Consider the following 23,244-nt stretch of genomic DNA (forward strand, 5'->3'; position numbering starts at 1 on the left):
TGCCTCGTCCACTTGACCGGCTTGCCCCAACGCGTTAATGGACCCGCAAGGTGCCGGGCACCTGCCGCCTGCGGACGCAAGTCACGGTGAAGCCCGGATCGCTACGACATCTCACCCTCGAAGCATTTCGCGTGGTGGGCAATGCAGGCTCCCATCCATCCTGAAATGCCTCATCAGAGGAGTGATCGATGTCTGTCCGGCACGCTGTCCCACAGGACAATCCATTTCTGACCGCCCCCATCGGGCGGCTGTTTTTTTCGAACGCCCTTCCCATGGCCGTGGTCATGTCGATGGGTGGTATTCTGAACGTGGTCGACGGCGTCTTCGTCGGACGCTTCATCGGTGCCGAGGCGCTGGCGGCGGTCAGCCTTGCCTTTCCAGCGGTGATGCTGATGTCTGCGCTGGCGACACTGGCGGGCGGCGGCATGTCAAGCCTGCTGGCGCGATCCTTGGGCGCGAGGAACCCTGTCGCGGCGGCCCGAGTCTTTGCCGGGGCGCACGGGTTGGTGTTGTTGATTTCGGCCCTCTTGCTAGTGCTCTGGGCGGCCTTTGGCCGGGCGCTTCTCGACGAGATGGCGGCAGGTAATGCGCAACTTGCCAAGACGACGTGGACCTACCTGTCTATTCTGATCTGGGCTGCGCCGGTCCAGCTTCTGCTTGGCTTGCACGCCGACGCCCTCCGGGTTGAAGGGCGTGCGGGCACTATGGCCGCGCTTTCCGTCTTGGTGAACTTGGTCAACATCGGCGCGAATTGGCTTGGGATCGTCATCCTTGGCCTCGGGATTGCAGGCTCCGCCTTGGGAACGGTGGCTGCGCAGGTCCTTGGTCTCGCGCTGGTTCTTGGCCTGCGGGCCCGAGGAAGGGGGCTCTTGCCGCTGGGGATTCTGCGGCAAGAAAGCTGGGTCGCAAATTGGAGGCGTATCATAACCCTCGGCCTGCCCCTGTGTTTGAGTTTCCTCGGAATCGCCCTGGTCGCCAGCGTGGCGATGCTGGCGGTGCGGCATCACGCGGCAGAGTATGACAGGCTGATCGCGGCCTACGGCGGGGTCACACGGCTTCTGAGCCTTGCCTTTCTGCCGCAGTTGGCGATTGCCTTGGCTTTGCAAAGCATCGCGGGCCAGAACGCCGGGGCCGGGCGGGGCGACCGGGCCTTGGCGGCGCTGCGGCTGTCTATGGCTGCGGCCTTCCTGTGGTGTGGTGTGGTGGCACTGACTGGGCTTCTTGCGGGAGAAGTAGTCGGCAACTGGTTCAGCAGCGATCCACAGGTGACTATCGCGATTGTTGCGATACTTCGGCCCATGCTGGCGCTTTACGTGTTTGCTGGCCCGATCCTTGTGCTTGCCATGTATTTACAGGCACTCGGTCAGCCTGGAAGGACGGCCGCGTTGACCTTGGTAAAGCCCTGGGTGCTGATGCCCATCCTGATCCTTGGACTGTCCACCTTGTTTGGGGTCAAAGGCATCTGGCTTGCATTTCCCATGGCGGATGGAGTTGTTCTCCTCATTGCGCTGGTCATCGGACGTGACATCCTGCTGACTAGAAAAGCGCCTAGCCTGAAGGGTTTGGCATGACCATCGACGAGGCCAAAGCGCATGCAAAAGCCCTGCGCGCAGCTCTCCAGAGCCAAGGCAACGCCGTCAGCCATGCGCAGGCGCTGGAACTGGTTGCCCGCCAGCACGGCGCCAAAGACTGGAACACACTCCATGCCAGGTTGGCCCTTACCAATGCGCCGCCCGAACTTGCGCTTGGCGACAGGGTGCAGGGCCGCTACCTCGGTCAAGCTTTTTTCGGCCGGGTGGTTGGCCTTTCCGGCCCCTCCACCCATCGGCAGATCGAAATCCGCTTCGACCATCCGGTCGATGTGGTCCGGTTCGAGAGTTTCTCTAACATGCGCAGCCAGATCCGGTCTGTGATCGACGAGAGCGGCCGCTCGCATCGGCACACGTCGGACGGCGTGCCGCAGTTGATCGTCGGAAGAGAGGGCGGGTGAAACTGAGTGCTCGACGAGGTCCGCAGCCCAAGCGTAATCCTACTTCTTCTCTCGCAACTGCGGCCGGCAAGGCCGTTCTTTGCGAAAAGCCGGTCGATTTGGGCTTGGCCCGCGCGCTTGCCTGCCGGAAGGCAGTGCCTGGCAACGGACGTTCGGTGATGATCGGCTTCAACCGCCGGTTTGACCCGAACTTCGTTCGCAAGGCACCGTCCGCTTCCCACCCGTTTCGTAGGGCAGGGCGGTGTCGGCCCATTGCGCAGCGTCGCCTATAGCTGCGCGCAGGAATCTGGTTTCCCCAAAGCCGACACTCACGATCAGTGATGTTTCTTGCATGTGCACCTATGCAGTCATCGTGAAGCAAGGCCGAGGAGGCACAAGAACTGCAGCCGTAGCCAGGTAGTCAATATGCTTGATCTCGGCGTAGGCGCCTGTGCCACGTAGCCTCAAAGTCGCTGGCGCATCGCTACTGTTGTGCCAGAACCAGCTTTGGCTGCCCCGTGACAGCGGCGGTCAGTTCTTCTGACGATTCCGGAACTCGGGACACGTTCAAGTAGGTCTTCGGTGCCCGAATGACGGCAAGGATCCGATCAGATAGGCCGCGAAGCCAGGCGCCGTGCTTCGCTGGAACAAAGATTAGCCTCTACGTTCAAGCCTGACCTTTGTCTCGTCCATAAGATGCTGCCTTGTTCAATATGGTCCCCTTCTGGAGATTGCGCCATGAAACTTGCCGAAAATAGCCATCCATACATGCTTGGCGATCCAAAACTCGATCTTAGCAAAGACGGCGCAAGCGTCACCCGGATCGTGGAAATCACGGTTCGCGAGGGCAACCCGAGGGGCGGCGCAGGCAGGACGAAGGCCAACATGTCCTGACTGTGGAAGCTCTGCAACGCCATCAAAGGTTCGACCCGGCGCGACCCCTTCATCTTCAGCGCACGTCCCCGGGTGCTTGGTTCGGCGGCCCTCGCAGAAGATTCCTCTTCGTCGCAATGCCCGAAGGGACCGAGGAGACGCGGACTCTTTCGCGCTCTTTTGACAATTAACCCAGATCTCTTGGATCACACGCGCAAGGATACCCATCATGACCTACAGCATGGCAGCGCGATTACTTCGCACGCAGATCGTGTTTCCCCCGCCCAGTCTTCGCACCTGGCTTCAGGCGCGGCTAACAGAGAAGGCGATCAACCGTCTCGACGATCGGCTCCGCGTTGACATCGGCTTGCCAGTCCAAGGTTTCCGTCCCGCACCGCCGAACCATGTCGCGGCGCGCATCTCGATGATGGCGTGGCGCTGAAACCGCTCCGGAGACGGACTGCAATCCGCGGATCAAAGGAATGAGAGAAATGCTTCACGATGTGATCGTCATTGGTGGCAGCTATGCCGGTATGGCGGCTGCGCTTCAGGTGGCGCGCGCGCGGCGACGGGTTCTGGTCATAGACGCAGGGCTCCGCCGGAACCGTTTTGCCGCCCATTCGCATGGATTTCTTGGGCAGGACGGAAGCGCCCCGGACGAAATCGCCCGTCAAGCCCGCCAGCAGCTTATGGCTTATCCGACGGTCACTTGGATTGAGGGCACAGCAATCGCGGCGGAACGCGCCGCTGACGGCTTCGCCGTGACGATGAAGGAAGCCCGAAGCGTCGCAGGACAGCGCCTCATATTGGCGCTTGGAGTAAGCGATACGCTACCCAACGTGCGGGGGATGAGGGAGCGATGGGGACGCAGTGTGTTTCACTGCCCTTATTGCCACGGTTACGAAATCGAAGGTCCGCTTGGCGTCGTCGCGACGGGGCCTGCGTCGCTGAACCAGGCGCTTCTTCTCTCGGATTGGGGGGCGACGACATTCTTTCTCAACGGGGTCTTCGCGCCCGATGCTGACCAGCGCGCGCAGCTTGATGCGCGCGGTGTGGCAATCGAGGAGGTCGCGATTGTCGAGATGCGCGGGCATTCGGATCTGGTGCTTCAGGGCGGACGCGAGATCAGTCTTTCGGGGGTCTTCGTGATGCCCGCAGTGCGACCAAATTCGTCCTTATTCGAGCAACTTGGGTGCGCCATGGAGGATGGTCCACAGGGCAGTTTCATCTCCACGGATGCATTTAAGGAAACAAGCGTTGCCGGCGTATTTGCCTGTGGCGATGCAGCACGCCCATCTCACTCGGTCTCGTTGGCGGTTGGTGATGGCGCGCTTGCCGGGCAATCCGCGCACAAGTCGCTCGTCTTTCGCTAAGTGCCGGCACTCTCTGGGATAGCGCCTGCATTCAATCAAACGCCCGGACACGCATCTATTCCGGATATGCCAGCAAAAGGGACATCGTCGTGGACGCCAGAGACAACACACCCACACAGCATTCGAGCGGTGGACCTGCTTTCTTTCCAGGCCATCAAGCGGACGGCCGGTTTGACGCTCTTCGGCGCAATCGGACGGGACGAAAGTTCGTCCGAGCGATCTGCAGAGTGGCGGGTGTGATCGGGGCGCTGGCGACGCTTGGGGCGACATACGAAATGATCGCGGGCTTGGACGACAGTGCAGCGTATCCCATGGTCGGCAAGATGGTGGATGTCGGCGGCTATCAACTGCACATCAACTGTATCGGGCAAGGAAGCCCGACTGTCATCCTGGACGCCGGCATGGGCGGCTCGTCACTGGACTGGATCCTGGTGCAGCGTGAGCTTTCGGCCAACTCACGCGTCTGCGCCTACGATCGGGCAGGTATGGGTTGGAGCGATCCCGGGCCTGGGCCGCGTTCACCTGCCCAGATCGCTGCGGAACTCCACAAGCTTCTTGTGAACGCCCGCCTTCCGGCACCTTTCATTCTCGTGGCTCATTCACTTTCGGGAAAGGCTGCAAGGCTATACGCTGCGGCACATCCCGGCCAAGTCGCTGGGATCGTCCTGGTCGACACGCGCACCGAACGCGTCGATGGGCTGATCCTTCAAGCCGAGACTGATACTTTCAACGCGATGTTGGAGAACCAAGCCACCGCATACTCCATCGCGCGTCACCTTGGCCTCGCGCGTTTGTTCGGGGCAATTCTTGCCGGCAAACCTTTGTTGGCCCCGGACATAGCGACCGAAATGGTGCTTTTGCAGACTCAGGGAAAATCCCTGAAAGCAATGACGCAAGAAGGGCTCACGCGGGCTGCAGATGACGCGGAGTTGGCCGAAACGTCGCTGGGATCAATTCCCCTTGTGGTTGTTGCGGCAAGCGAAAGCATGTCCGGCATACCAAACTGGAGCGAGGCACAGATGGCTCTTGCAGCCCTGAGCACAAATGGCAGGCTTGTTGTTGCAGAAGGCAGTTCTCACCTTGTCCAGCTTGATCAGCCCGTGGTTGTCATCGGTGCCATCCGTTCCGTATTGACCGCAGTGCGAAACGACAGGTAGTGCCCCCCGGAACCGTTCACTCTTTTCTATGTAGTTGGGCGATTTGCAGCGACCCTGACATTGTCAGGATGGAAAAGCAGGTCGCTGTGATGGTTAGCGGTGCAGCGCGGGCGTGGCGTCGGCCACGGGTCCTGCAAGCGCGGGTTCAGCCGCGCCGTCAAGAAAGTCCGCGGCCGGGGAGTCGACGAAGAACCATCTGATCTCTCGGACCTTGTTCATCGGCATCGTGATGATCTCGTTGTTCTTGGCCAGCAGCAGGTAGGCGGAGGTTACGCGAACGACTCTTGCCTGGATGAAGCCCCGGTCGGTCTCGATCTCGGACATGGGGCGCGCGGCATCGGTGGCGGCGGCGCTATCTGTCATGCCGAGCACCGTGGGGATGTAAAGCAGTGAAAACAACAACCAGATATTTGTCATATGCGGCATGGCAAACAACATGTTCGCTGCTGCCGCAAGAACGCCAAGCGCCAGATAGCCGCAGGCCAGATGTCCAAGGGTCGATTGGCCAGGACCCGAATAGAAATGAAAAAAGCCGAACATAATAGCCAAGAATGCAGGAACTCCGGTAACAAGGGCCATCGGGATGCTTGTTGGGGCCAGCTTGATCAACCGACCGATTACCAGCGCCAGCAGGGCGGATACCGCCATCGGAACCGCTCCGATTGCGGACCCGATCAGCAGATCCTGAACTGTCAGCAGCGAGATCAAGCTCCACTCGATCGGCGCAAAGAAGCCAAGGTTGTAAAGCGTGGCGCCGGCGACCGCGATGGCGCTGAAGCCGGTTGCAAGTTCAGTGACTGTTCGACGGTCAAGCGCGAGGCGGTCCTTCAGGTTGGCATGGCTGATCATGGCTGCCCGCCTTTCGCTGAAATTGGGCTAAGGGTGCCAAGAAATGACTCCAGCGCGGCAATTTCGCCGGCATCGAGCGACAATGGCGTGATCTCGCTATGACCGTTTGGGGCCGCGGGCGCGGCGTTGTAGTGCTCAAGAACATTGCCAAGCGTCTTGATCTGGCCTGCGTGCATATAAGGCGGGCGATCCGCAACACCGCGCAATGACGGCGGCTTGTATGCCCGTATCATCTCGTCGCCGGCAGCGGTCAGATACTTCAGTTCCGCGCAGTCGTCCGGACCCGCGTCACTGTAGGCACCGAGGCAATTGAATGGATCGGCAAGGATCTGCGCCGTGCCGGTGGTGCGGCCGAGGTCATCCTGCAGTCCTGGGACCGCTGGCACGCCCGTGTTGTGAAAATAGTTGTCGGTCAGCAGGGGGCCATTGTGGCACTTGGTGCATTCACCCTTGCCGACGAAAACCCGCAGCCCCTCGATCTCCTCGTCGGACAGAATGCCTGCTGTGTTGCCACTTGCGGCAAGCGCGTCGGCATAGATGTCGAAGCGTGACGGCTCTGGCAGGATCGTGCGCTCATAAGCGGCGATCGCTTTGCCTACATTGGCAAAGACGCGATTGACCGCGTCTCGCTGTTCGTCCCCCAAGGAGAGCCAGCCTTGCAGGGCAGCCTCAGCGCCAGTCGGACTGGCATGTTCCGGCACTTGGGCGAGCGGCGGAAGTGGTCCGAACACCGCCGAATACTGATCCGCATAGTAAGTTTCGATCAGGTGCGAGATGTAGGCACGATCCGTTCCATGTTCTACGGCACTTTCCAGCGGCCCCAGTGCTTGCGACCACTGGCTATCCTTGCGCCCATCCCAGAAAAGCCAGGGGCTGTAGGCGGTTCCAGCTATGGGCATGGTTCGACGCGCCGTCTCACCCACACCCCGGGCCCGTGGCAAGTCGTCCTGAAACTGGCGGTCCGGCAAATGACAGGTTGCACAGGCGACCTCGGTGTTGGCGCTCAGCCTCGTGTCAAAGAAGAGCGCCTTGCCCAGCGTGGCGGCGATGGGTTCATCCGCAACCGCATTGGACGGATCGGCGGGCAGCGGCGGAAGCTTGGACAGCGCAAGCGAGGTCACAAGCCTGATTTCCTGTTCAGTCCATGCCGCCGACGACTGCGTGGTCCAGTAAAGGGCCAAAGCGGAACCGGCTAGCAGGGTGAGAACGGCGACCGTTGGAGCACGCATCTTGTGCCTCCCTTACAGGATCAGGTTGAAGGTCGCGGTATCCGGGCCAGCTGGGCCTTTGACCGCGACATTGACCGTCCACCAACCCGGCATATTGAATTTCATGCCCTCGACCTGATAGCGCCCGCGCCCAAGCTCTGCTGTTACCTTAGGCTCGGTAGGAAGCCCGTGGCCATGTTGCGGCATGCCGCCGCTAATCGAGATTTCCGCGTGTTCGACAGGCTTGCCGTCGGGCGTCTTGATCTCGACGATCCAGCCGTGAATGGTTCCGGTCACGATCGGCGACAGGCCCGGCTCTACCGACGCCACGTAGTGTCCGTGGTCAGTCGATTTCATGAGCGACAGGTCGAGGTCGGCGGGCGGGGGCTGCATCATTGCAGCTGCGCCAAGACCCGCGGCGGCCACGATGACAACCGGAACGGCCCAGAGCAGGCGCCGGCGGGTGATGAGATTTGGCAAGTTGTGCATCCTTCGTTTGCGATGCACGTGATCTACGCCGATTGCCTAAGCAGGGCTTGAACGAAGGGGCTAGCAAGAAGAATCAGGCGGTCATTGGATGCTGAATGTTCGGAGACTCGATGCTTGCCTGGGTCGGAGCTAAACCGAACATCCTTCGGCAGGTGCGCGAAAGGTGGGCGGAGTCGGAGAAGTTGGCTGCATAGGCCGCTTCGGTCCAGGACGATCCTCCGAAGCCCATTGCCATCGCTTTGTTGAGACGCTCCCATAGCACGAAGCCCCTGAACGAAACGCCGGTCTCTGCCACAAACAGATGACGAAGCCGCCCGGGGGACAGGCCAACTTTGCGTGCCAGATCAGGCAACGTGATGGGCTCGTCCAAATGCTGGCGGATTTCGGCAATGGCCCGGAGCACGCGTCGCTCGGCTGTGGCGAGAGGCGTGTCGACCCCAGAGAATCTCGCGACGGCTTGTCTGGCAAGCGAAACCAGTTGCGCGTCATCCGCACCGTCAAAATATGCCTTTGCAATAGGCGAGGCGAGCGCGTGTGCCTCTGCACTGGACAACAAGTGCAGTCCTCTTGTGCGATACTTGGCCAGCACGCCGCGACCGACACCCGATTCGGGCTCAAAAAGAATGTTGACGACGACGCTTCCTGGGGCGTCAAAGACATGTGGCATATCCGGGGTGATTACCGCACCATCACAGATCGTCCATTCGCCGTCAGGCTGCGTTTTGAACTGTGCATGCCCTTGAATGGGCAGGCAGAGCTGGATGGCATGATGTGAATGCCAGTCCATCGCACCGGTGACGAGTGCCAGCCAAAGGCTGCCACCTTCCCAGAATAATACCCTGCCGATCCCCACCATTTGCATTGTAACATGCTAGAGTAATTGCGCAGCCCGACATAGGGGATTTTAGGCGCTGATCTGGCATGCCCTCCTGTCGCGCAAGTGGCACTCGGATGATCGACTTGCGGCCGCATTTTGCATCGAAGCGGCGCTTTCGGATACATAAGGGCAAAGGGTCAAGATTGTCGGCGGCTTGGCCGGGGGCTGCGATTTTGCTTGCTTCTAGCCCCTGCGTTCAAGCGCAAGTGCCTATGGCGAGGCTAACGATTGGCCTCCGGCCCCGCTCACATGAACCGTATCGGTCGGGAGCCAAAGAACCTCGCTCAACCCCGGAAGGATCCCTTGATGGAATATCTTATAGGGCTTTCGCTCGCACTCGGAGTGTCGTTGACTGCAACGGTCGTCGGCTTTGATCGCGACCGCGTGCTATACGCGTTCATGGCGGTGGTCATAGCATCGTATTATGATCTTTTTGCCGTCCTAGGCGGCTCCAGTCAGACGTTGAAGCAGGAACTGGTTCTGTCGGCGCTTTTTGTGATCGTGAGTGTGATCGGCTTCAGGACAAGTCTCTGGCTGGTTGTGGGAGCCTTGGCGGGCCACGGCGTCTTTGACATCTTTCACGCCGATCTGATCGCCAATGCCGGTGTTCCTGTGTGGTGGCCGATGTTCTGCATGACCTATGATTTGACCGCAGCCGCGTATCTGGCCTTGCTTCTGAGCTTCGCTGGACTTTCCGCCACCCGAAACGGCGGGAGGGACTCGTTGCAGATAGCGAAGGTGGAACCGCCTCGAACGGACCGTTCAATCCGCCCCCAAGTCCAAATGGAACTCGATGCGGCTGCCAATCAATCGGAACTGAGGGAGTTCCAAGCAAGCTTCCGCCATCTGGAGCGCGCTCATATTCTTTCTCAGGTTTCGACGCTTGAACATGTGCGTGTTCATTGGCGAATGCTGGTCTGGGCCGTGCGCCAGCGCGACGTCCGGGAAATCTGCGGACAGGTATTCCGCATCCTGGGTGCCGCAACGATGACAGCCTTCGGTCTTGTGCCTGCGGGTAACACAGGCGGCTCGAACGTCAGTGCAGTTCAGCCGATGCGGATTCCTGATGATCTTGCCGCAATCATCGCTGCACGTTCAGAATAGTTCTCACCGCATCACATCTGAATAGGAATTTCCGGAACCTGTTGGCTGGACTCATTCGTGGTGAACGAGCGTCCGCTCTGCCCGGAGACTGAAGCGTTCTGCCTCGACTACATCCGTCCGCTTTCCGCCCTTTGCTTCAAAGCCACTTGGACGTGCCTTGGATTATTGTCCACCGCGGTGCATTGCAGCGACCGACAGACCACGACCCGCCGCAAGACTCGTTCAATCAGGCGGGCTCCCCGCCGAGAACCTCCCAGAAGTCGGCTCTCAGGTTGTGATGGGGAAACGGCTCGTCAGGCACCTCTGCTCCAAGAAATGCACAGAGCGGGTCCCATCCTTCAGACACATCAAAGACGAGCAATCTGTCGTCAGACAGGGCCTCGCGCACCTCCTCGGTTCTGCGCCGGTAGGCGGCAAGGCCGATCTGTCGATCGTCAAGAACGCCGCTGAAGGTCTCCTTACCAGCCAGTCCGTTCCAAGCCGTGAGAATGTCGCGGATGTGAGGGGGCAATGGCAAATCTTCGTATTTCGCCATCAGCTTGCCGATGGTCTTGTCAAAGCTGGCCCACCATCGTTCTTCAGGTCGTATCGTGTGCACCACTTTCGCATCCGGAAAGGCGTAGGCAAGTTCGCGCCAGACATGTGCGCCCGGCCAATCCACCTGAGATCTGTAACCAGCGAAGACCGTTTCCCAGTCGACACTCTCGCCGGCCGCCAGTCTCTGCCAATGGCCGACTTGTTCAGGGTTAGCCGCGATCTCGTGCATGTGATGACACGGTCCGTAGCCCAATCGCTCCAAGGCGGCCTTCAAGGATTTCGTTCCGGTCCTTCCAAAACCAGAGCCGATCACTTCGAGTGCCATGCAGGATCCTCCCTCACATACAATGAAGCATCTGCCGCATTGAAGGTTGTGTCTACGGTGCTGATCCCTACGTCTTTCGAATGCCATAGCATCGAAGCCAAGGTTCTCAGATCAGGCACGATCCCATATCCATTTCCCGACACCTGGCAGCACTGTGATCGCCCCAGCCAAGACCACGATCCACATCCAGTCCGTGCCTCCCGCCGCCATTCCCGCCCCTAGCGCTGTGAGCGCAAAGCAGATCGGCATGACTCCCAGCAATGTCGCCACGGCGAACCGGCCGAACGACAGGCAAGTGATACCTGCCACATAGCTGACCGCGTCAAACGAGATGAACGGGACGAGGCGTGAGCCGAAGACGATCAGCATCAGGCTCGACTGCGAGCGGGGCGCCGCGATGTATTTCAGCACCGGATTGGTTGACCGGCGCACGGCATTAAGGCCCAGATACCGAGCTGCGCCAAAGGCCGCGAACGCCCCCAGCAGGGCGCCAGTCACGACAAAGATCCCACCCCACAATGCTCCGTAGATCGCGCCCGCCGCCACAGCAATCGGGCCGCTGGGTATCGGGCTTGCCACGATCGCCAGCACCATCAACCCGATCAAGGCAAGCGGGCCTGCCATACCCAGACCAGCCACAGTGCTGCGCACCCAAGCTTCCCCAAGCAGGACGTGCCCCGGGTCAAATGAGGTTGGCAGGATCAGCGCCGCGAGGACCGCGGCAGCGAGAACGGTGCAAACGACTGTGCGTTTTAAGAAGATGACCTTCCGATCCTTATCGGCCGTCGCATGACTATCCATCATTTCTGTCCGGCGGTCAGCAGAAGGGTATTCGGCCCGATCCAGCCGCCTGTGGTTTGATAGACGTCCAGCTGTTTGGCGATGTCCCTCCAAGCCGCCTCCCGGGCTGCGTCATCCAACAGGGCCAGGATCTGCAAAATCGGGCCAGCCGAGTCCCTGATAAAAGTCATGTAGTCGGCAGTTGTCGGCAGCCTGAACGGCACCTCCATCCGGGTTGTGGCAACCGATTGGAAGCCTGCCTGATGCATCAGGTCATCCATCAGACCGGGTTTGCCAAGGCTGACCAGACCACCAGGCTGAAACGGATCACGCGGCGGAAGCCCTGCATGGCGCATTGCGGTTGACATCAGGATGCGCAGGCAGGGGTTCACCTCCGGTCCGGCAAAGACCATGCCACAAAACCGGCCGCCTGGTTTCAGGACACGGTGGATTTCTTTAAGGCCAACCAGCGGGTTCGGCAGGAACATCAGCCCGAGGCGACAGACTGCGGCATCGAAAGTTGCAGCCTTGAGCTTCAGATCCTCTGCATCAGCGCGGTGAATCCGCACATTGGCATGTCCGGCATTGACGGCATTTCCGAGTGCGCAGGTCAAAATGCCTTCTGATATGTCGGTCGCAACCACCGCACCATCGGCTCCAACCCGGTCGGCGATGTCCAGCGTTTGGTCGCCAGCACCAGCCGCCACGTCCAGGATGATCTGGCCCAAGCTTATCCCAGCCATCTTCAACATCGCATCGGTTGGCACGCGCAGCCATTCGCGGATCTTGGAACCATGCCGGTCCCAACCTGCAGCGGACTCATCCCACTGGGCATGCATCCGGTGTTTGAACACCGTGCTGTCACACAAGCTATCTTGTAGCATTGTTTCGTTGGTCATTTAGGAAGCGCCTCCGCGCAGATTGCGCAGCCGCAGGTGAGCGGCCTTTGCCGTCACACTTCGGAAACTGCGAAAGAGTTGAACTGATGGTGTTTGTGCTGGGCGATGATCAAATTCGCCGTGGTTCAAGGATACGCTTGTTTATCAAGGCAAGACAGCAGCAGAGTTGCGGAACGGGGCCGCAGATTTGCGGTGCGTGCGGAGGAGCCGATGTTCGACTGGAACGATCTGCGGTTTTTTCTGGCGGTCGCCAAAGAGGGCAGCACGCTTGCAGCCGCCAAGGCGATCGGAGTCAATCAATCCACCGTGCAGCGCAGGCTGGCCGACCTTGAGGCGCAGTTAGGGCAGCGGCTGGTCGAAAGATTACCCTCGGGCTATCAACTGACCGAACTTGGCGTCGCCATTCTGCCTAATGCCGAAGCGGTTGCCGCATCAGCAGAAAATTTTGAACGGATGTTGCGTGATCTGGGCCGCGCCCATGTCGGGATCATCCGTCTGACTTGCCCCGAGCCCATCGCCTTACGTCTGACCCAGTCCGGTATTCTGGACCGTTTCCACGCCAAGCACCCCGGCCTCAAGGTAGAGTTTGTGCTAAGCGACCAATACGTCGATCTGGCCAAGGGCGAGGCCGATGTCGCATTGCGCTCGGGCGATACCGACGACAGCATCCTGGTGGGTCGCAAGATCGCGGACTCTCTCTGGGCAATCTATGCCAGCCAACAATACATCGAACGGCACGGAGCACCGGCCACTGTCGCCGACCTCGCCCGCCATCCGCTGATTGCGTTCGAGGAAAGCATGAGCAAGCATCGCACAGTTTCGTGGTTAAAGGAGGTGGCTCCCAATGCGACCTATGCCGCGCGAAACACCAGTGTGTTGGGCCTGATCTATGCTGCCAAGGCTGGGGTTGGGGTCGCGCCACTTCCAATGTCGCTTGGCGATGCCGAAGGTGATCTGGTGCGGGTGTTAGGCCCAGTCCCCGAACTTACCCGCGCATGGCGCATTCTGACCCACCCCGACGAGCGCCACACCGCCCGGGTCTCTGCCTTTTTCGCCTTTGTGCTGCAAGAAAGCGATGCACTGCGACCGATCCTGACCGGGTGAGCGGACAGTGCAGACCATGCTAGATGCAAGAATTTCGAGATCCTCGCATTCTTCCCTGGGAGGATCTGACCACTTTCCTGAACGATGAAGACATCTGGGGGAACTGATCAAAGCTGACGATTTCGTTCCCCACGATCCGCTGGAAATGAGTTTTCAGAGCGCATCATGGAGGGGACTGCAAGGCAGAGTGCAGCGGGTCGGATCGTCGTCAATCCTGACACCCTGAAGGTTCGGCATTGCGGTGCACTTGTGATTTCTACGAAATCAGACGCGCTCGTGAAGTCCATTGCCGATCTTCGTCGGTCGATCCAAGATCATGATGAACTTTCCCGTGCAAAAGCTGCCGATCTGCCGAACGCTCGCGGAATAGTCACCGGCGCAGGATCCGCTTGGACGGCTCAACGCGTCACCGCACCGTTGAAAAAAGCGCGGTTGTTCCTTTCAGAGGAAGCTTCAGCCGCGGTGAAATCGTTGCCGACTTACGGTCTATTCTGACCCTGACCGCGTTCACTCCGCCCCGGAGGAATGGCTCGACATCCCTCGGCGAACGGGTGCGTTGGGGTTGTTCGAAGTCCTAGGTAAATATGCGTAGTGTGATGGGGATGGGTTTTGGTGCCGCCAGCTCGCGGGTGATGTATCCTCCGCAAAAATGACCCGCGGTAAAATGCACCGTCACTTCACTCACCCTCGCCGTCGACTAGCGAAGGAGAGTCACCAGAGGCCATCCGGTCGTATGGATAAGCAGCCCAGCGTTTTTGGGTAAGCGCGCGACGGTAAGCGGCTGGCTGCATTTCAGGTGGTCGGTGGGACCAGACGCAGCGGCAGCGCTTCTGGCCCGAAGCGACCATTGAGTGACGGTGCTTTCCCTTAGAGTGTTCCAGCGTAGCGGACTTTCACGACGACCTCGGAAGGGCTTGCGGCGATGACTGTCAACGACTGTCAACGCTGGGCAGATGCTTCGATCGTTGCCTTCAGGGTGCCAAGCCAAGTAGGCGCAAGACCTCCCGCGGGGCGGGTTTTCGCCAGATAATCTGATAGCTTTCGGCCACATTGCCGCGGGCCACGGCGACACCGGGCATGGCGATCCACGCCGGCACCGTGCGGCCCAGAAGCGCGAGGATCGTCGTGCGAGCGGCGGCAACTCCCTGCTGAAAAGGCTGCTGGGCTGCCACGCTGACAAACTGTCGGCCTGCCGCCAGCGCGATGGCAGCATCTTCTCCTAGATCGACCGTTGCCATTGCAACGGTATGATTTTCGGCCAGAAGACGGGTTGCCACCGCCGTGGCGGGCGTGTCCCAGACCACGAATAAGCCCGAGATCTCGGGGTGATCCGCGATCATCCGCAGGGCAAGATCAGCCGCTTCGTCCATCGCGCCGAACCGCCGCACTTGGGTGCGAACGTCAGGCCGGTTGGTCTGCATCCAGTTGGTGAAGGCGATTTCGCGTTCGTTGGTTGCAAAGAAGTCGGCAGCAAAGCCAAGGACGCCCACCGCCGCCCCCTCGGCCAGATGCGGAGCAAGCCCGGCGGCGGCCATCTTGCCCAGCCCGAAATTGTCCGACGACACTAGCGATGTGTAATGTGAGCCGGGCAAAAGGCCGGTGGGGACGTTTTCAAGAAGAACCAGTCGGATGCCCGCCGCCGACACCCGCCGGAAGGCTGCGACGACCTGTTCGTTGGCCACCGGCAGCGCGACGATCGCATCCGGTGCCGCCGCGATCAGCCGGTCGAGTGCTGCCACCTGCCTGTCCGCCGAAAAGCCGCAGTCGATCACCTCTGTCACGACTACGCCGCAGTCCCCGAAGATGCCCAGCATGCCGGAAATCTGTAATCGGGTCCAATCGCTGTCCAGCGTGTGCAGCACGACGGCTACACGCAGGGTGGCCGCCTTGGCGGCAGCGATATCCTCGGGCAGCAGGCTGACCCGTTCCGGCGGGGCTGCGCGTTCGCCATGGGGACCCAGTCCGGCAATCGTCATGGTGCGGCCCCCTCCGGCCTGGATGGCGGCGCAACGGCCGATGGCGGTCCATCGGCTTCGTCTGCACGGGCGCGGAAGGCGGCGAATTCGGGGTGCAGGGTCGGCTTGCCCTGCAGGATCCAGTCCTTGAGGAAGGCCGGCGCGAACAGCGCCTCCGACGCCACGCGCGACGCACCCACCAGCCCTGCCGAACTACCCATCTGCGACCGGATGATCCGCAGGTCGCGCGTCACCAGCGGATGCGACGCGCCATAGACCGCCTCGCGGATGCCTGCCAGCAGGTTGTCGTTGGTCTGCACCAGCGTGCCCGAAAGCACGATCATCTCGGGGTTCAGAGCGTTGGCAAGCGTCGCCACCACCTGGCCGATCAGATGCCCCGATTTCGACAGGATCGCCGAAGCGGCCGGATCGCCGATCTGTGCAGCCTGCGACACTTCGATCGGGGTGATCTCGGCGCCGCGTCGCAAGAGATCGGCCAGCACCGGACTGCGCCCGTCTTCCGCTGACGCTCGCCCCTCACGCTGGATCATGTCAGACCCTGCCATCATGTCCAGCGTGCCGGTCACGCCGTCCGACACAACCGGCAACGCGCCAATCAGCCCCGCTGCTCCTTGCGCGCCGCGGTAAAGCTGCCCCTCGCAGACGATTCCTGCCCCGATCCGCCGCCCGACCTTGACGAACAGCATAGACCGCAGGCCGTTTCCGGCCCCGGCGTGCAACTCCCCCATCGTCATGGTTTCCACGCTGGAGCGGATCCACACCGGCACCCCGAACTGGCGGGTGAGGGTTTCGACCAGTGGAAAATCCTCCCACGCGGGCAGGACAGGGGGCGTGGCGGTCATGAAGGTGCCATCGCCGGTCGAAGGCACCGTTCCCGGTACTGACAGCGAAATGCCCCAGGGCGCGGTTGGGGTGGACTGACGTTCAAGGCACCAGTTGAAAAGGGCCGACAGTCGCCCGGCAAGCTGCGCGGCGGGGGCGGTCAGGTCCGCGGCCTCGTGATGTTCAGTCATCAGGTTGCCCGAAAGGTCCGAGACACCGACCCCGATCGCAGTCTGGTCCAGTGTCGCCACCAGCACCAGCCCGCGCCGGGCCGAGAACCGCACAAGGCGCGGGGCGCGCCCGCCGGAGGCATGGCCAAGCTCGCTTTCATCGACGAGGCCGAGGTCGGACAGAAGTTGTAGCCGGTCCGCCACCACAGCGCGGCCCAACTCGCTTTCCCGCTCCAGCGCCTGCCGGGTGGTGGCGCGCTCGCTGCGGATCAGGTTGAGGATGTCCACCAGCGACGGAGCTGCCGTCTCGCTAGTGCGCGGGCGACCCTTGCCGCGCGCACGGGTCGATTCGGCGAGGACGGCAGAAGACGGCGGCAAATACGGCTCCTTGTGTCGGCTACCACAGAGATAAAGGGCCGCCTTCCGCCGTTCAAGTAAATACTTTTGCTGATAAACAGCAAAAGAATGCTTACATAAGACGAAATATAGTTGACCTGAACTGTTTTCGGGCGTAATCCACTTCCACGGCCAGAGGAGGCTGCACAAAGGATCGGTCCAGCGGGAAAGAGTCACGCCGGACACGCGAACAGGGGGGATCACCGATGGCTGCGTGGAAGCTGGCGTATCACGCCAATTGCTGGGGCGCGCTTGGCGGCAATGCCGTGGGCGTCACCTCAATCACCCAGCTCAGCTATCGCACCTTCGGTGCGATGGACCGCGCGTTCGCCGACATCGCTGCCGCGGGCTATGAAGGGGTGGAGCTGTTCGATGGCAACCTGCTCGATGCAACCGCTGCCGAAATGCGTCGCCTTTTGGCGGATAACGGGCTGGCGCTGGTGGCCACCTATGCTGGCGGAAATTTCATCTTCGACGACATTCTGCCCGAGGAACTGGCCCGCGTAACCCGCGCCGCCGACCGAGCTGCCGAACTGGGCGCACCGCATCTGGTGGTAGGGGGCGGAGCCAAGCGTTTCGACGGTGTGCGTGAGGTGGATTATCACAAGCTGGGCGGTGCGCTGGACCGGGTGAAGGCGATTGCCGATGCGCGCGGCCTGCGTGCGCACTACCACCCGCACCTGTCCACCATCGTCGAAGGCCCGGCCGAAGTCGCCAAGATCTTCGATCTGACGGCAATCGATTTCTGCCCCGACACGGCCCACCTGGCCGCCGCCGGGGGCGACCCTGCGCAACTGATCCGCGATCACGCGGCGCGGATTTCCTATGTGCACCTCAAGGGGTTCCAGAATGACCCCTTCGCCTTCACCCCACTCGACCGGGGCGATGTGCCGACCGGCCCCATCCTTCAGGCGATGCGGGACGTGGGCTTTGCGGGTTGGGTCTGCACCGAACTCGACAGCTGGGCCGACCCCGCCGAAGGGGCACGGATCAGCAAGGATTACCTGAACCGGGCTATGGCGGTCTGAACCGCACGCCCTTTACCGGGGGTGACCCCATCTCTTCTCTGGGAGGAAGAAGTCATGCTGAACAGACGTGCTCTCTTGGGCTCGGCCACCGCCTTTGCGCTGGTCCTTGGCCTGAATGTCCCGGCTTTTGCCGACCCCGACACCGCCCTTGCTGCGCTGCAGGAAACAGTGCTGTCCAAAGGCCCGAACGGCGAAGAGCCGACGGCGCCGTCGACGGTGGTCCTGAGCGATGAGGAATTGTCCAAGATCAAGGAGATGGGTGCTACGGCCGCCATCGTCATGCACTACGGCGGTAATGACTGGAGCCGCGCCCAAATCAACGGGCTGCAGACTCAGTTCGCCGCGATGGGGATCGAGGTGATCGCGGTCACCGACGCCGGGTTCAAGCCGGAAAAGCAGGTCAGCGACCTTGAAACCATCATGGCGCAATCGCCCGATATCATCGTGTCGATCCCAACCGATCCCACTGCCACCGCCGCCGCCTACCGCGCCGCGGCCGAGGCTGGGGCAAAGCTTGTGTTCATGGATAACGTGCCTACCGGGTTTGTGGCAGGAAAGGACTTCGTCTCGGTCGTCTCGGCTGACAACTACGGCAATGGCGTCGCCGCAGCGCATCTGATGGCTAAGGCTCTGGGGCCGGACGGCGGTGATATCGGCCTTGTCTTCCATGCCGCCGATTTCTTCGTGACCAAGCAGCGCTACGACGCTTTCAAGGCTACGATCACGAGCGATTACCCCAACATCAAGATCGTGGCTGAACAGGGTATCGGCGGGCCTGACTTTTCCGGCGACGCCGAGAAGGCCGCAGGCGCGATGCTGACGTCCAACCCGTCGATCAAGGGGATCTGGGCGGTCTGGGATGTGCCCGCCGAGGGCGTCATTTCCGCCGCCCGAGCCGCGGGCCGCGATGATCTGATCATCACCACCGTGGACCTTGGGGAAAACGTGGCGATCAGCATGGCGCAGGGTGGCTTCATCAAGGGCCTTGGCGCGCAGCGTCCCTATGATGCGGGCGTGGTCGAGGCCAAGCTGGCCGGCTATGCGCTTCTAGACAAGGAAGCACCTGCCTTTGTCGCGCTGCCGGCCCTGCCGGTGTCCCAGGACAATCTTCTGGAAGCCTGGACGCAAGTCTACTCGACCGAAGCCACCGACAACATCAAGTCGATGATGCAGTGACTCAGCGGCGCGGGGGCACTCCCCCCGCGCGCAACCCTGCGCCTTCCGGGGCCTTTTCCGCCCCGACCAAAGGCCCACCCATAGCCCCGGAGACCGAAAATGACCAAAGTGATGAACGTTGCCATGATCGGTGGCGGGTTCATGGGCAAGGCACATGCCATGGCCTATGCGTCGATGCCGATGTTCTTCTGGCCCGCCCCGGCCATTCCGCACCGCAAGGTGGTTGTCGATATCACCGACGGGGCCGCGGAAGAAGCCCGCCACCGTTTCGGCTTCGACGAGGCCAGCAGCGACTGGCGCGCCGTGGTGAACCGCCCCGATATCGATGTGGTCGATATCTGCACACCCAACAACGTCCATGCCGAGATTGCCATTGCGGCGGCCAAGGCAGGCAAGCACATCATCTGTGAAAAGCCACTCGCCCGGACCGTGGAAGAGGCCCGCGCGATGACCGAAGCAGCGAAGGCCGCAGGCATCATCCACATGGTCGCCTTCAACTACCGTCGCACCCCTGCCGTGGCACTGGCGAAGAAATTCATCGACGAAGGCCGCATCGGCCGTATCCTGAACTTCCGTGGCACCTACCTGCAGGATTGGTCGGCCGATGAAAATGGCCCGCTGTCGTGGCGCTTTCAGAAAAAGATCGCCGGGTCTGGCGCGGTGGGCGATATCGGCACGCATGTCGTCGATCTGGCGCATTACCTTGTCGGCCCCATCGCCGAGGTGATCGCGATGACCCATACCTACGTGAATACACGCCCGATCCAGCAAGGCGGCGTCGACAAGCTGGGTGCGTCAGTGAAATCCGCCGAGGTCGAACGTGCCCCGGTGGATGTGGATGATGAGGTGATCTCAATGCTGCGGTTCGCCGGTGGTGCAGTCGGAAGCCTTGAGGCCACGCGGAATGCCTGGGGCCGCAACAACTTCATCACGCTGGAAATTCACGGCACCAAGGGCTCGATCCATTTCAACTATGAACGCCGCGACGAGTTGCAGGTGATGTTCGCCGACGATCCGGCGGATGCACGCGGATTCCGCACGATCTACACTGGTCCGGCGCATCCCTACGGCGGCGGACTGTGGCCGATCCCGGGCCTTGGCATCGGCTATTCAGAGACGAAGATCGTGGAATGCTTCGACTTCTTCAGCGCGATAGCATCGGGCAAGCAACCCAGCCCTAATTTCGCGGACGGATTGCAGACCGAGTTGGTGGCGGATGCGATGCTGCGGTCTGGCGAAAGCGGCAAGTGGGAAACGGTCGGATGACCGCTCCGGCCCCGATAGCCCATGACTCTGTTCCCGCCGTTCGTATGACGGGGATTTCCAAATCTTTCGGCGGCGTGCGCGCCTTGGACAATGTCGATCTGGAGGTTCTGCCGGGCGAGGTTCATGCATTGCTCGGCGGCAACGGGGCCGGGAAATCGACTATTCTCAAGGTGCTGAACGGGGTGCATGTCCCCGACGAAGGCACGGTCGAGGTGGCAGGCCAAAAGCTTGCCGCCGCCACCCCGGAAGCGGCGCGTGCCGCCGGCGTGGCGATGAACTTTCAGGAAATGTCACTGATCCCCACCCTGACCGTGGCGCAGAACGTATTTCTGACGCGCGAGGCCAGAGATGCACGCGGCCTGATCGACGACGAAGACTCCATCCATCGCGCGGAGGCGATCTTCAAGATGCTGGAGGTCGATGTGAACCCGCGCGCTCTGGTGGGTGATCTGGGGGCGGGGCAAAAGCAGTTGACCGAGATTGCTAAAGCTATCAGCCAGGACGCGCGCGTTCTGATCCTGGATGAACCCTCAACCGCGCTGGCGGTATCGGATGTGGAGCGGCTGTTCGTGTTTCTGCGCAAGCTGAAGGCGAAGGGCGTGGCGATCATCTATGTCAGCCACAGGATGGACGAAATCGCCCGTATCGCCGATCGCGCCACGATCCTGCGCGATGGTCGGCATGTGATCACCGCGCCGATGGCGGACCTGCCGATCGATACGATGATCGAACATATCGTGGGCAAACGGTCCAAGGGGCTTGCCGATGTGGTGCGTGGAGGCGTGGCCCGGGGCGAGGCGCTGTTGGAATTGAGGAATGTCACCGGCCCGCACAAGCCCGACAACGTCAGCTTTACCTTGCACCGGGGTGAAGTGCTGGGGTTGGCGGGTCTTTTGGGCTCGGGACGTTCGGCGCTGGCGCGGGTCATTGCGGGGATCGAGCCAGCGGTGGCGGGCGAAATCCGCATCAAGGGGCGCCCAGTGCAGCTGCGCCGCCCGGCGGATGCGATTGCCGAGGGTGTGGCGCTGGTGCCCGAAGCCCGTGCGACCCAAGGTATCATCCCGGCGCATAGCGTTGCCGAGAACATGGTGATGGCCGTCTTGGGCCGGATCACCAAAGGTGGCCTCGTGGACCGCACCCGCGCTCGCGAGATCACCGATGAGATGATCCAGCGGCTATCGGTCAAGACGGCCAGTCGGGATCATGCAGTCTCTACCCTATCAGGCGGCAATCAGCAAAAAGTAGTGATCGGGAAATGGCTGGCGACCGACCCTGACATCCTGATCCTTGATGAACCCACTGCTGGCATCGACATCGGGTCCAAGTCCGAGATCATCCGGTTGGTGCGAGACCTCGCTACGGCGGGCAAGGGAGTGCTCGTCATTTCCTCCGAACTCTCGGAACTGCTGACCGCCTGCGACCGGATCTTGGTCATGGCCGATGGCCGCGCGCATCAAATGATGGACCGCTCGGAGCTTGACGACCCGGCCGAGACCAACCCGGAACACGCACTGCAAGCCGCCGAGCGCCGCCTGCAGATCGAAATCCAGAAAGCCCTGACAGCGAAGGAGGCTACCAATGGCTAAGTCGATAACGGCCCCCAGCGGGGTATTCTTTGCGAACTGGCGGCAGAACATCATTTATATCGGCTTTGTTGCGATCTTCGTGATTTTCGCGCTGACGCTGAACGACAAGGGGTTCCTGAACCCCAACAACCTGCTGAACATCGTGAGGCAGACCGCCATGATTGCCGTCATGGCCATCGCTATGACTTTTGTGCTGTCGGCTGGCGAGATCGACCTATCGGTGGGCGCTGTGGCGGGGCTGACGACGGTGACCGTCGCAATGGCAATCGCCGTGGCGGGCCCTCTGGGTGGGGTTGCAGCTGGCCTGGCAACTGGTCTTGCTGTTGGCTTTTTTAATGGCTGGCTGACAACGCGGATCGGTATTCCGTCCTTTCTGACCACGCTGGCCATGATGGGCATCGCCAAAGGCATTGCGATGTGGATTTCCGACACCGCCGCAGTGCCGATCCTGTCGCCAAGCTATTCATGGGTGTTCGGTGGCGGGTCGGTCGGGCCGATTCCGGTGCTTCTGTTCTGGATCGCGGTTCTCGGAGGGGTCGGTCATATCGTCCTGCGTCGGTCCGGCTTTGGCCGCCGTGTGCTGGCCACGGGCGGTGGCGAGACGGCGGCTCGCTATTCCGGCATCGACACGGCCAACATCAAGATGAAGGTGCTGGTCCTGTCCTCCTGCGCCGCAGCCCTGGCCGGGATGCTCTATGCCGGACGCCTGCAATCGGGCCGCTTCCAGCTGGGCGAGGGGGACGAGTTGTCAGTCATCGCGGCGGCGGTTTTGGGCGGCACCAGCCTCTTTGGCGGAAAGGGCACAGTCATCGGCACCATCGTCGGCGCGATGATGATCGGCCTCATTAACAATGGCCTGATCCTGTTCGGGCTGGAGTTCAGCCAGCAACTGATCGCGCGCGGTGGGATCATCATCCTTGCCGTCGCCCTCAGCCAGAAGCGGTGACGCCATGGCACATGTGACCATCATTGGCACCGTCACCGCCAAGCCGGAAAGTCGCGACGAGTTGTTGGGGCTGCTGGCCGCGCAGGTGGCCCCCACGCGGGCCGAGCCGGGCTGCCTCAACTACGACTTCCACGTCGATGCGGGTGATCCGTGCTGCTTCGTGTTCTATGAAAACTGGCGCACGCAAGCGGATCTGGATGCGCATCTGGCCATGCCCCATCTTGCACCGCTGTTTTCCCAGCTTGATCGACTGCTCGCCCGGCCGGTCGATATCCGCCACCTGACGATGCTGTCGAACATGGCCGGTCAGCCATGACATCGCCCGCGGAGCAGG

At 61.3% G+C, this 23,244-nt stretch carries 24 protein-coding genes; 15 read left to right on the top strand and 9 right to left on the bottom strand.

The window, feature by feature from the left end; translation table 11 throughout:
* Positions 1-188: 188 nt before the first annotated feature.
* The 6 genes from ACROUL_RS01975 to ACROUL_RS02000 all read left to right on the top strand — a co-directional run bounded on the left by ACROUL_RS01975 (position 189) and on the right by ACROUL_RS02000 (position 5,372).
* Positions 189-1,571: an MATE family efflux transporter gene (locus ACROUL_RS01975; RefSeq protein ID WP_431297879.1), complete on the top strand. Its 1,383-nt coding sequence runs from the start codon at positions 189-191 to the stop codon at positions 1,569-1,571.
* Positions 1,568-1,990, top strand: coding sequence for a glyoxalase superfamily protein (locus ACROUL_RS01980; protein ID WP_431297880.1), 423 nt, complete (start codon positions 1,568-1,570; stop codon positions 1,988-1,990). Before ACROUL_RS01975 ends, ACROUL_RS01980 begins: the two co-directional genes overlap by 4 nt.
* A 717-nt stretch (positions 1,991-2,707) precedes the next feature.
* Positions 2,708-2,863 (top strand): hypothetical protein, encoded by a 156-nt coding sequence (locus ACROUL_RS01985; protein WP_431297881.1) that lies wholly within the window; start codon positions 2,708-2,710, stop codon positions 2,861-2,863.
* 208 nt (positions 2,864-3,071) lie between these two features.
* Positions 3,072-3,284 (top strand): hypothetical protein, encoded by a 213-nt coding sequence (locus ACROUL_RS01990; protein ID WP_431297882.1) that lies wholly within the window; start codon positions 3,072-3,074, stop codon positions 3,282-3,284.
* A gap of 40 nt (positions 3,285-3,324) precedes the next feature.
* On the top strand, positions 3,325-4,215 hold the full coding sequence (locus tag ACROUL_RS01995) for an NAD(P)/FAD-dependent oxidoreductase (protein ID WP_431297883.1): 891 nt from the start codon (positions 3,325-3,327) through the stop codon (positions 4,213-4,215).
* A 227-nt stretch (positions 4,216-4,442) separates the two neighbouring features.
* Positions 4,443-5,372 (top strand): alpha/beta fold hydrolase, encoded by a 930-nt coding sequence (locus tag ACROUL_RS02000; protein ID WP_431297884.1) that lies wholly within the window; start codon positions 4,443-4,445, stop codon positions 5,370-5,372.
* A 93-nt stretch (positions 5,373-5,465) separates the two neighbouring features.
* On the opposite strand, the gene ACROUL_RS02005 is transcribed toward ACROUL_RS02000, so the two are convergent.
* The 4 genes from ACROUL_RS02005 to ACROUL_RS02020 all read right to left on the bottom strand — a co-directional run bounded on the left by ACROUL_RS02005 (position 5,466) and on the right by ACROUL_RS02020 (position 8,780).
* Positions 5,466-6,221 carry a hypothetical protein gene (locus ACROUL_RS02005; RefSeq protein WP_431297885.1) on the bottom strand — a complete coding sequence of 252 codons (756 nt, stop codon included), beginning with the start codon at positions 6,219-6,221 and terminating at the stop codon, positions 5,466-5,468.
* Positions 6,218-7,450 carry a cytochrome-c peroxidase gene (locus tag ACROUL_RS02010; protein WP_431297886.1) on the bottom strand — a complete coding sequence of 411 codons (1,233 nt, stop codon included), beginning with the start codon at positions 7,448-7,450 and terminating at the stop codon, positions 6,218-6,220. The genes ACROUL_RS02005 and ACROUL_RS02010 overlap by 4 nt, the downstream gene beginning before the upstream one ends.
* A 12-nt stretch (positions 7,451-7,462) precedes the next feature.
* On the bottom strand, positions 7,463-7,918 hold the full coding sequence (locus ACROUL_RS02015) for a FixH family protein (protein ID WP_431297887.1): 456 nt from the start codon (positions 7,916-7,918) through the stop codon (positions 7,463-7,465).
* 73 nt (positions 7,919-7,991) lie between these two features.
* Positions 7,992-8,780 (bottom strand): helix-turn-helix domain-containing protein, encoded by a 789-nt coding sequence (locus ACROUL_RS02020; RefSeq protein WP_431297888.1) that lies wholly within the window; start codon positions 8,778-8,780, stop codon positions 7,992-7,994.
* 321 nt (positions 8,781-9,101) lie between these two features.
* Between ACROUL_RS02020 and ACROUL_RS02025 the strand changes: the two genes are divergently transcribed.
* On the top strand, positions 9,102-9,899 hold the full coding sequence (locus tag ACROUL_RS02025) for a DUF3703 domain-containing protein (protein WP_431297889.1): 798 nt from the start codon (positions 9,102-9,104) through the stop codon (positions 9,897-9,899).
* Positions 9,900-10,125: 226 nt separating this feature from the next.
* Here ACROUL_RS02025 and ACROUL_RS02030 read toward each other — a convergent pair whose 3' ends face one another.
* From ACROUL_RS02030 to ACROUL_RS02040, 3 genes are all read right to left on the bottom strand, one after another.
* Entirely contained in the window at positions 10,126-10,761 is a 636-nt protein-coding gene (locus ACROUL_RS02030; RefSeq protein ID WP_431297890.1) for a sulfotransferase family protein, read from the bottom strand.
* A 111-nt stretch (positions 10,762-10,872) separates the two neighbouring features.
* On the bottom strand, positions 10,873-11,412 hold the full coding sequence (locus ACROUL_RS02035; RefSeq protein WP_431297891.1) for a TVP38/TMEM64 family protein: 540 nt from the start codon (positions 11,410-11,412) through the stop codon (positions 10,873-10,875).
* Positions 11,413-11,561: 149 nt separating this feature from the next.
* The gene (locus tag ACROUL_RS02040; protein WP_431297892.1) at positions 11,562-12,440 is read right to left on the bottom strand and encodes a class I SAM-dependent methyltransferase; all 879 of its coding nucleotides are present in this window, start codon (positions 12,438-12,440) and stop codon (positions 11,562-11,564) included.
* A gap of 210 nt (positions 12,441-12,650) precedes the next feature.
* Between ACROUL_RS02040 and ACROUL_RS02045 the strand changes: the two genes are divergently transcribed.
* Together ACROUL_RS02045 and ACROUL_RS02050 are read left to right on the top strand one after the other, a co-directional pair.
* The gene (locus tag ACROUL_RS02045) at positions 12,651-13,544 is read left to right on the top strand and encodes a LysR family transcriptional regulator (RefSeq protein ID WP_431297893.1); all 894 of its coding nucleotides are present in this window, start codon (positions 12,651-12,653) and stop codon (positions 13,542-13,544) included.
* A 165-nt stretch (positions 13,545-13,709) separates the two neighbouring features.
* Positions 13,710-14,039, top strand: a complete 330-nt coding sequence (locus tag ACROUL_RS02050) for a hypothetical protein (RefSeq protein ID WP_431297894.1) — start codon at positions 13,710-13,712, stop codon at positions 14,037-14,039.
* Between the two features lie 476 nt (positions 14,040-14,515).
* Here the strand turns inward: ACROUL_RS02050 and ACROUL_RS02055 are convergent, their stop codons facing one another.
* Together ACROUL_RS02055 and ACROUL_RS02060 are read right to left on the bottom strand one after the other, a co-directional pair.
* Entirely contained in the window at positions 14,516-15,520 is a 1,005-nt protein-coding gene (locus ACROUL_RS02055; RefSeq protein ID WP_431297895.1) for a substrate-binding domain-containing protein, read from the bottom strand.
* A complete protein-coding gene (locus ACROUL_RS02060) occupies positions 15,517-16,890 on the bottom strand; it encodes an ROK family protein (protein WP_431297896.1) in 1,374 nt (457 codons plus the stop codon). The genes ACROUL_RS02055 and ACROUL_RS02060 overlap by 4 nt, the downstream gene beginning before the upstream one ends.
* A 224-nt stretch (positions 16,891-17,114) precedes the next feature.
* Here ACROUL_RS02060 and ACROUL_RS02065 point away from each other — a divergent pair, with 224 nt between their 5' ends.
* The 6 genes from ACROUL_RS02065 (at position 17,115) to ACROUL_RS02090 (ending at position 23,226) form a co-directional block, all read left to right on the top strand.
* Positions 17,115-17,936, top strand: coding sequence for a sugar phosphate isomerase/epimerase family protein (locus tag ACROUL_RS02065; protein WP_431297897.1), 822 nt, complete (start codon positions 17,115-17,117; stop codon positions 17,934-17,936).
* Between the two features lie 54 nt (positions 17,937-17,990).
* Positions 17,991-19,112 carry a substrate-binding domain-containing protein gene (locus ACROUL_RS02070; protein WP_431297898.1) on the top strand — a complete coding sequence of 374 codons (1,122 nt, stop codon included), beginning with the start codon at positions 17,991-17,993 and terminating at the stop codon, positions 19,110-19,112.
* Between the two features lie 99 nt (positions 19,113-19,211).
* On the top strand, positions 19,212-20,378 hold the full coding sequence (locus tag ACROUL_RS02075; RefSeq protein ID WP_431297899.1) for a Gfo/Idh/MocA family protein: 1,167 nt from the start codon (positions 19,212-19,214) through the stop codon (positions 20,376-20,378).
* Positions 20,375-21,964, top strand: coding sequence for a sugar ABC transporter ATP-binding protein (locus ACROUL_RS02080; protein WP_431297900.1), 1,590 nt, complete (start codon positions 20,375-20,377; stop codon positions 21,962-21,964). Before ACROUL_RS02075 ends, ACROUL_RS02080 begins: the two co-directional genes overlap by 4 nt.
* Complete coding sequence (locus ACROUL_RS02085; protein ID WP_431297901.1) at positions 21,957-22,910, top strand: ABC transporter permease; 954 nt, start codon at positions 21,957-21,959, stop codon at positions 22,908-22,910. Before ACROUL_RS02080 ends, ACROUL_RS02085 begins: the two co-directional genes overlap by 8 nt.
* A gap of 4 nt (positions 22,911-22,914) precedes the next feature.
* The gene (locus ACROUL_RS02090; protein ID WP_431297902.1) at positions 22,915-23,226 is read left to right on the top strand and encodes a putative quinol monooxygenase; all 312 of its coding nucleotides are present in this window, start codon (positions 22,915-22,917) and stop codon (positions 23,224-23,226) included.
* Positions 23,227-23,244: the final 18 nt, after the last annotated feature.

It is taken from the genome of Tabrizicola sp. BL-A-41-H6 (assembly GCF_050632395.1).
Lineage (GTDB): Bacteria > Pseudomonadota > Alphaproteobacteria > Rhodobacterales > Rhodobacteraceae > JAUYQR01.

Coding starts and splice junctions, on each gene's coding strand:
- ACROUL_RS01985 (WP_431297881.1), top strand. CDS start 2,708: ATGAAACTTGCCGAAAATAGCCATCCATACATGCTTGGCGATCCAAAA.
- ACROUL_RS01995 (WP_431297883.1), top strand. CDS start 3,325: ATGAGAGAAATGCTTCACGATGTGATCGTCATTGGTGGCAGCTATGCC.
- ACROUL_RS02055 (WP_431297895.1), bottom strand. CDS start 15,520: ATGACGATTGCCGGACTGGGTCCCCATGGCGAACGCGCAGCCCCGCCG.
- ACROUL_RS02065 (WP_431297897.1), top strand. CDS start 17,115: ATGGCTGCGTGGAAGCTGGCGTATCACGCCAATTGCTGGGGCGCGCTT.
- ACROUL_RS02080 (WP_431297900.1), top strand. CDS start 20,375: ATGACCGCTCCGGCCCCGATAGCCCATGACTCTGTTCCCGCCGTTCGT.
- ACROUL_RS02020 (WP_431297888.1), bottom strand. CDS start 8,780: ATGCAAATGGTGGGGATCGGCAGGGTATTATTCTGGGAAGGTGGCAGC.
- ACROUL_RS02090 (WP_431297902.1), top strand. CDS start 22,915: ATGGCACATGTGACCATCATTGGCACCGTCACCGCCAAGCCGGAAAGT.
- ACROUL_RS02050 (WP_431297894.1), top strand. CDS start 13,710: ATGGAGGGGACTGCAAGGCAGAGTGCAGCGGGTCGGATCGTCGTCAAT.
- ACROUL_RS02015 (WP_431297887.1), bottom strand. CDS start 7,918: ATGCACAACTTGCCAAATCTCATCACCCGCCGGCGCCTGCTCTGGGCC.
- ACROUL_RS02010 (WP_431297886.1), bottom strand. CDS start 7,450: ATGCGTGCTCCAACGGTCGCCGTTCTCACCCTGCTAGCCGGTTCCGCT.
- ACROUL_RS01990 (WP_431297882.1), top strand. CDS start 3,072: ATGACCTACAGCATGGCAGCGCGATTACTTCGCACGCAGATCGTGTTT.
- ACROUL_RS01975 (WP_431297879.1), top strand. CDS start 189: ATGTCTGTCCGGCACGCTGTCCCACAGGACAATCCATTTCTGACCGCC.
- ACROUL_RS02030 (WP_431297890.1), bottom strand. CDS start 10,761: ATGGCACTCGAAGTGATCGGCTCTGGTTTTGGAAGGACCGGAACGAAA.
- ACROUL_RS02005 (WP_431297885.1), bottom strand. CDS start 6,221: ATGATCAGCCATGCCAACCTGAAGGACCGCCTCGCGCTTGACCGTCGA.
- ACROUL_RS02045 (WP_431297893.1), top strand. CDS start 12,651: ATGTTCGACTGGAACGATCTGCGGTTTTTTCTGGCGGTCGCCAAAGAG.
- ACROUL_RS02070 (WP_431297898.1), top strand. CDS start 17,991: ATGCTGAACAGACGTGCTCTCTTGGGCTCGGCCACCGCCTTTGCGCTG.
- ACROUL_RS01980 (WP_431297880.1), top strand. CDS start 1,568: ATGACCATCGACGAGGCCAAAGCGCATGCAAAAGCCCTGCGCGCAGCT.
- ACROUL_RS02085 (WP_431297901.1), top strand. CDS start 21,957: ATGGCTAAGTCGATAACGGCCCCCAGCGGGGTATTCTTTGCGAACTGG.
- ACROUL_RS02025 (WP_431297889.1), top strand. CDS start 9,102: ATGGAATATCTTATAGGGCTTTCGCTCGCACTCGGAGTGTCGTTGACT.
- ACROUL_RS02075 (WP_431297899.1), top strand. CDS start 19,212: ATGACCAAAGTGATGAACGTTGCCATGATCGGTGGCGGGTTCATGGGC.
- ACROUL_RS02040 (WP_431297892.1), bottom strand. CDS start 12,440: ATGACCAACGAAACAATGCTACAAGATAGCTTGTGTGACAGCACGGTG.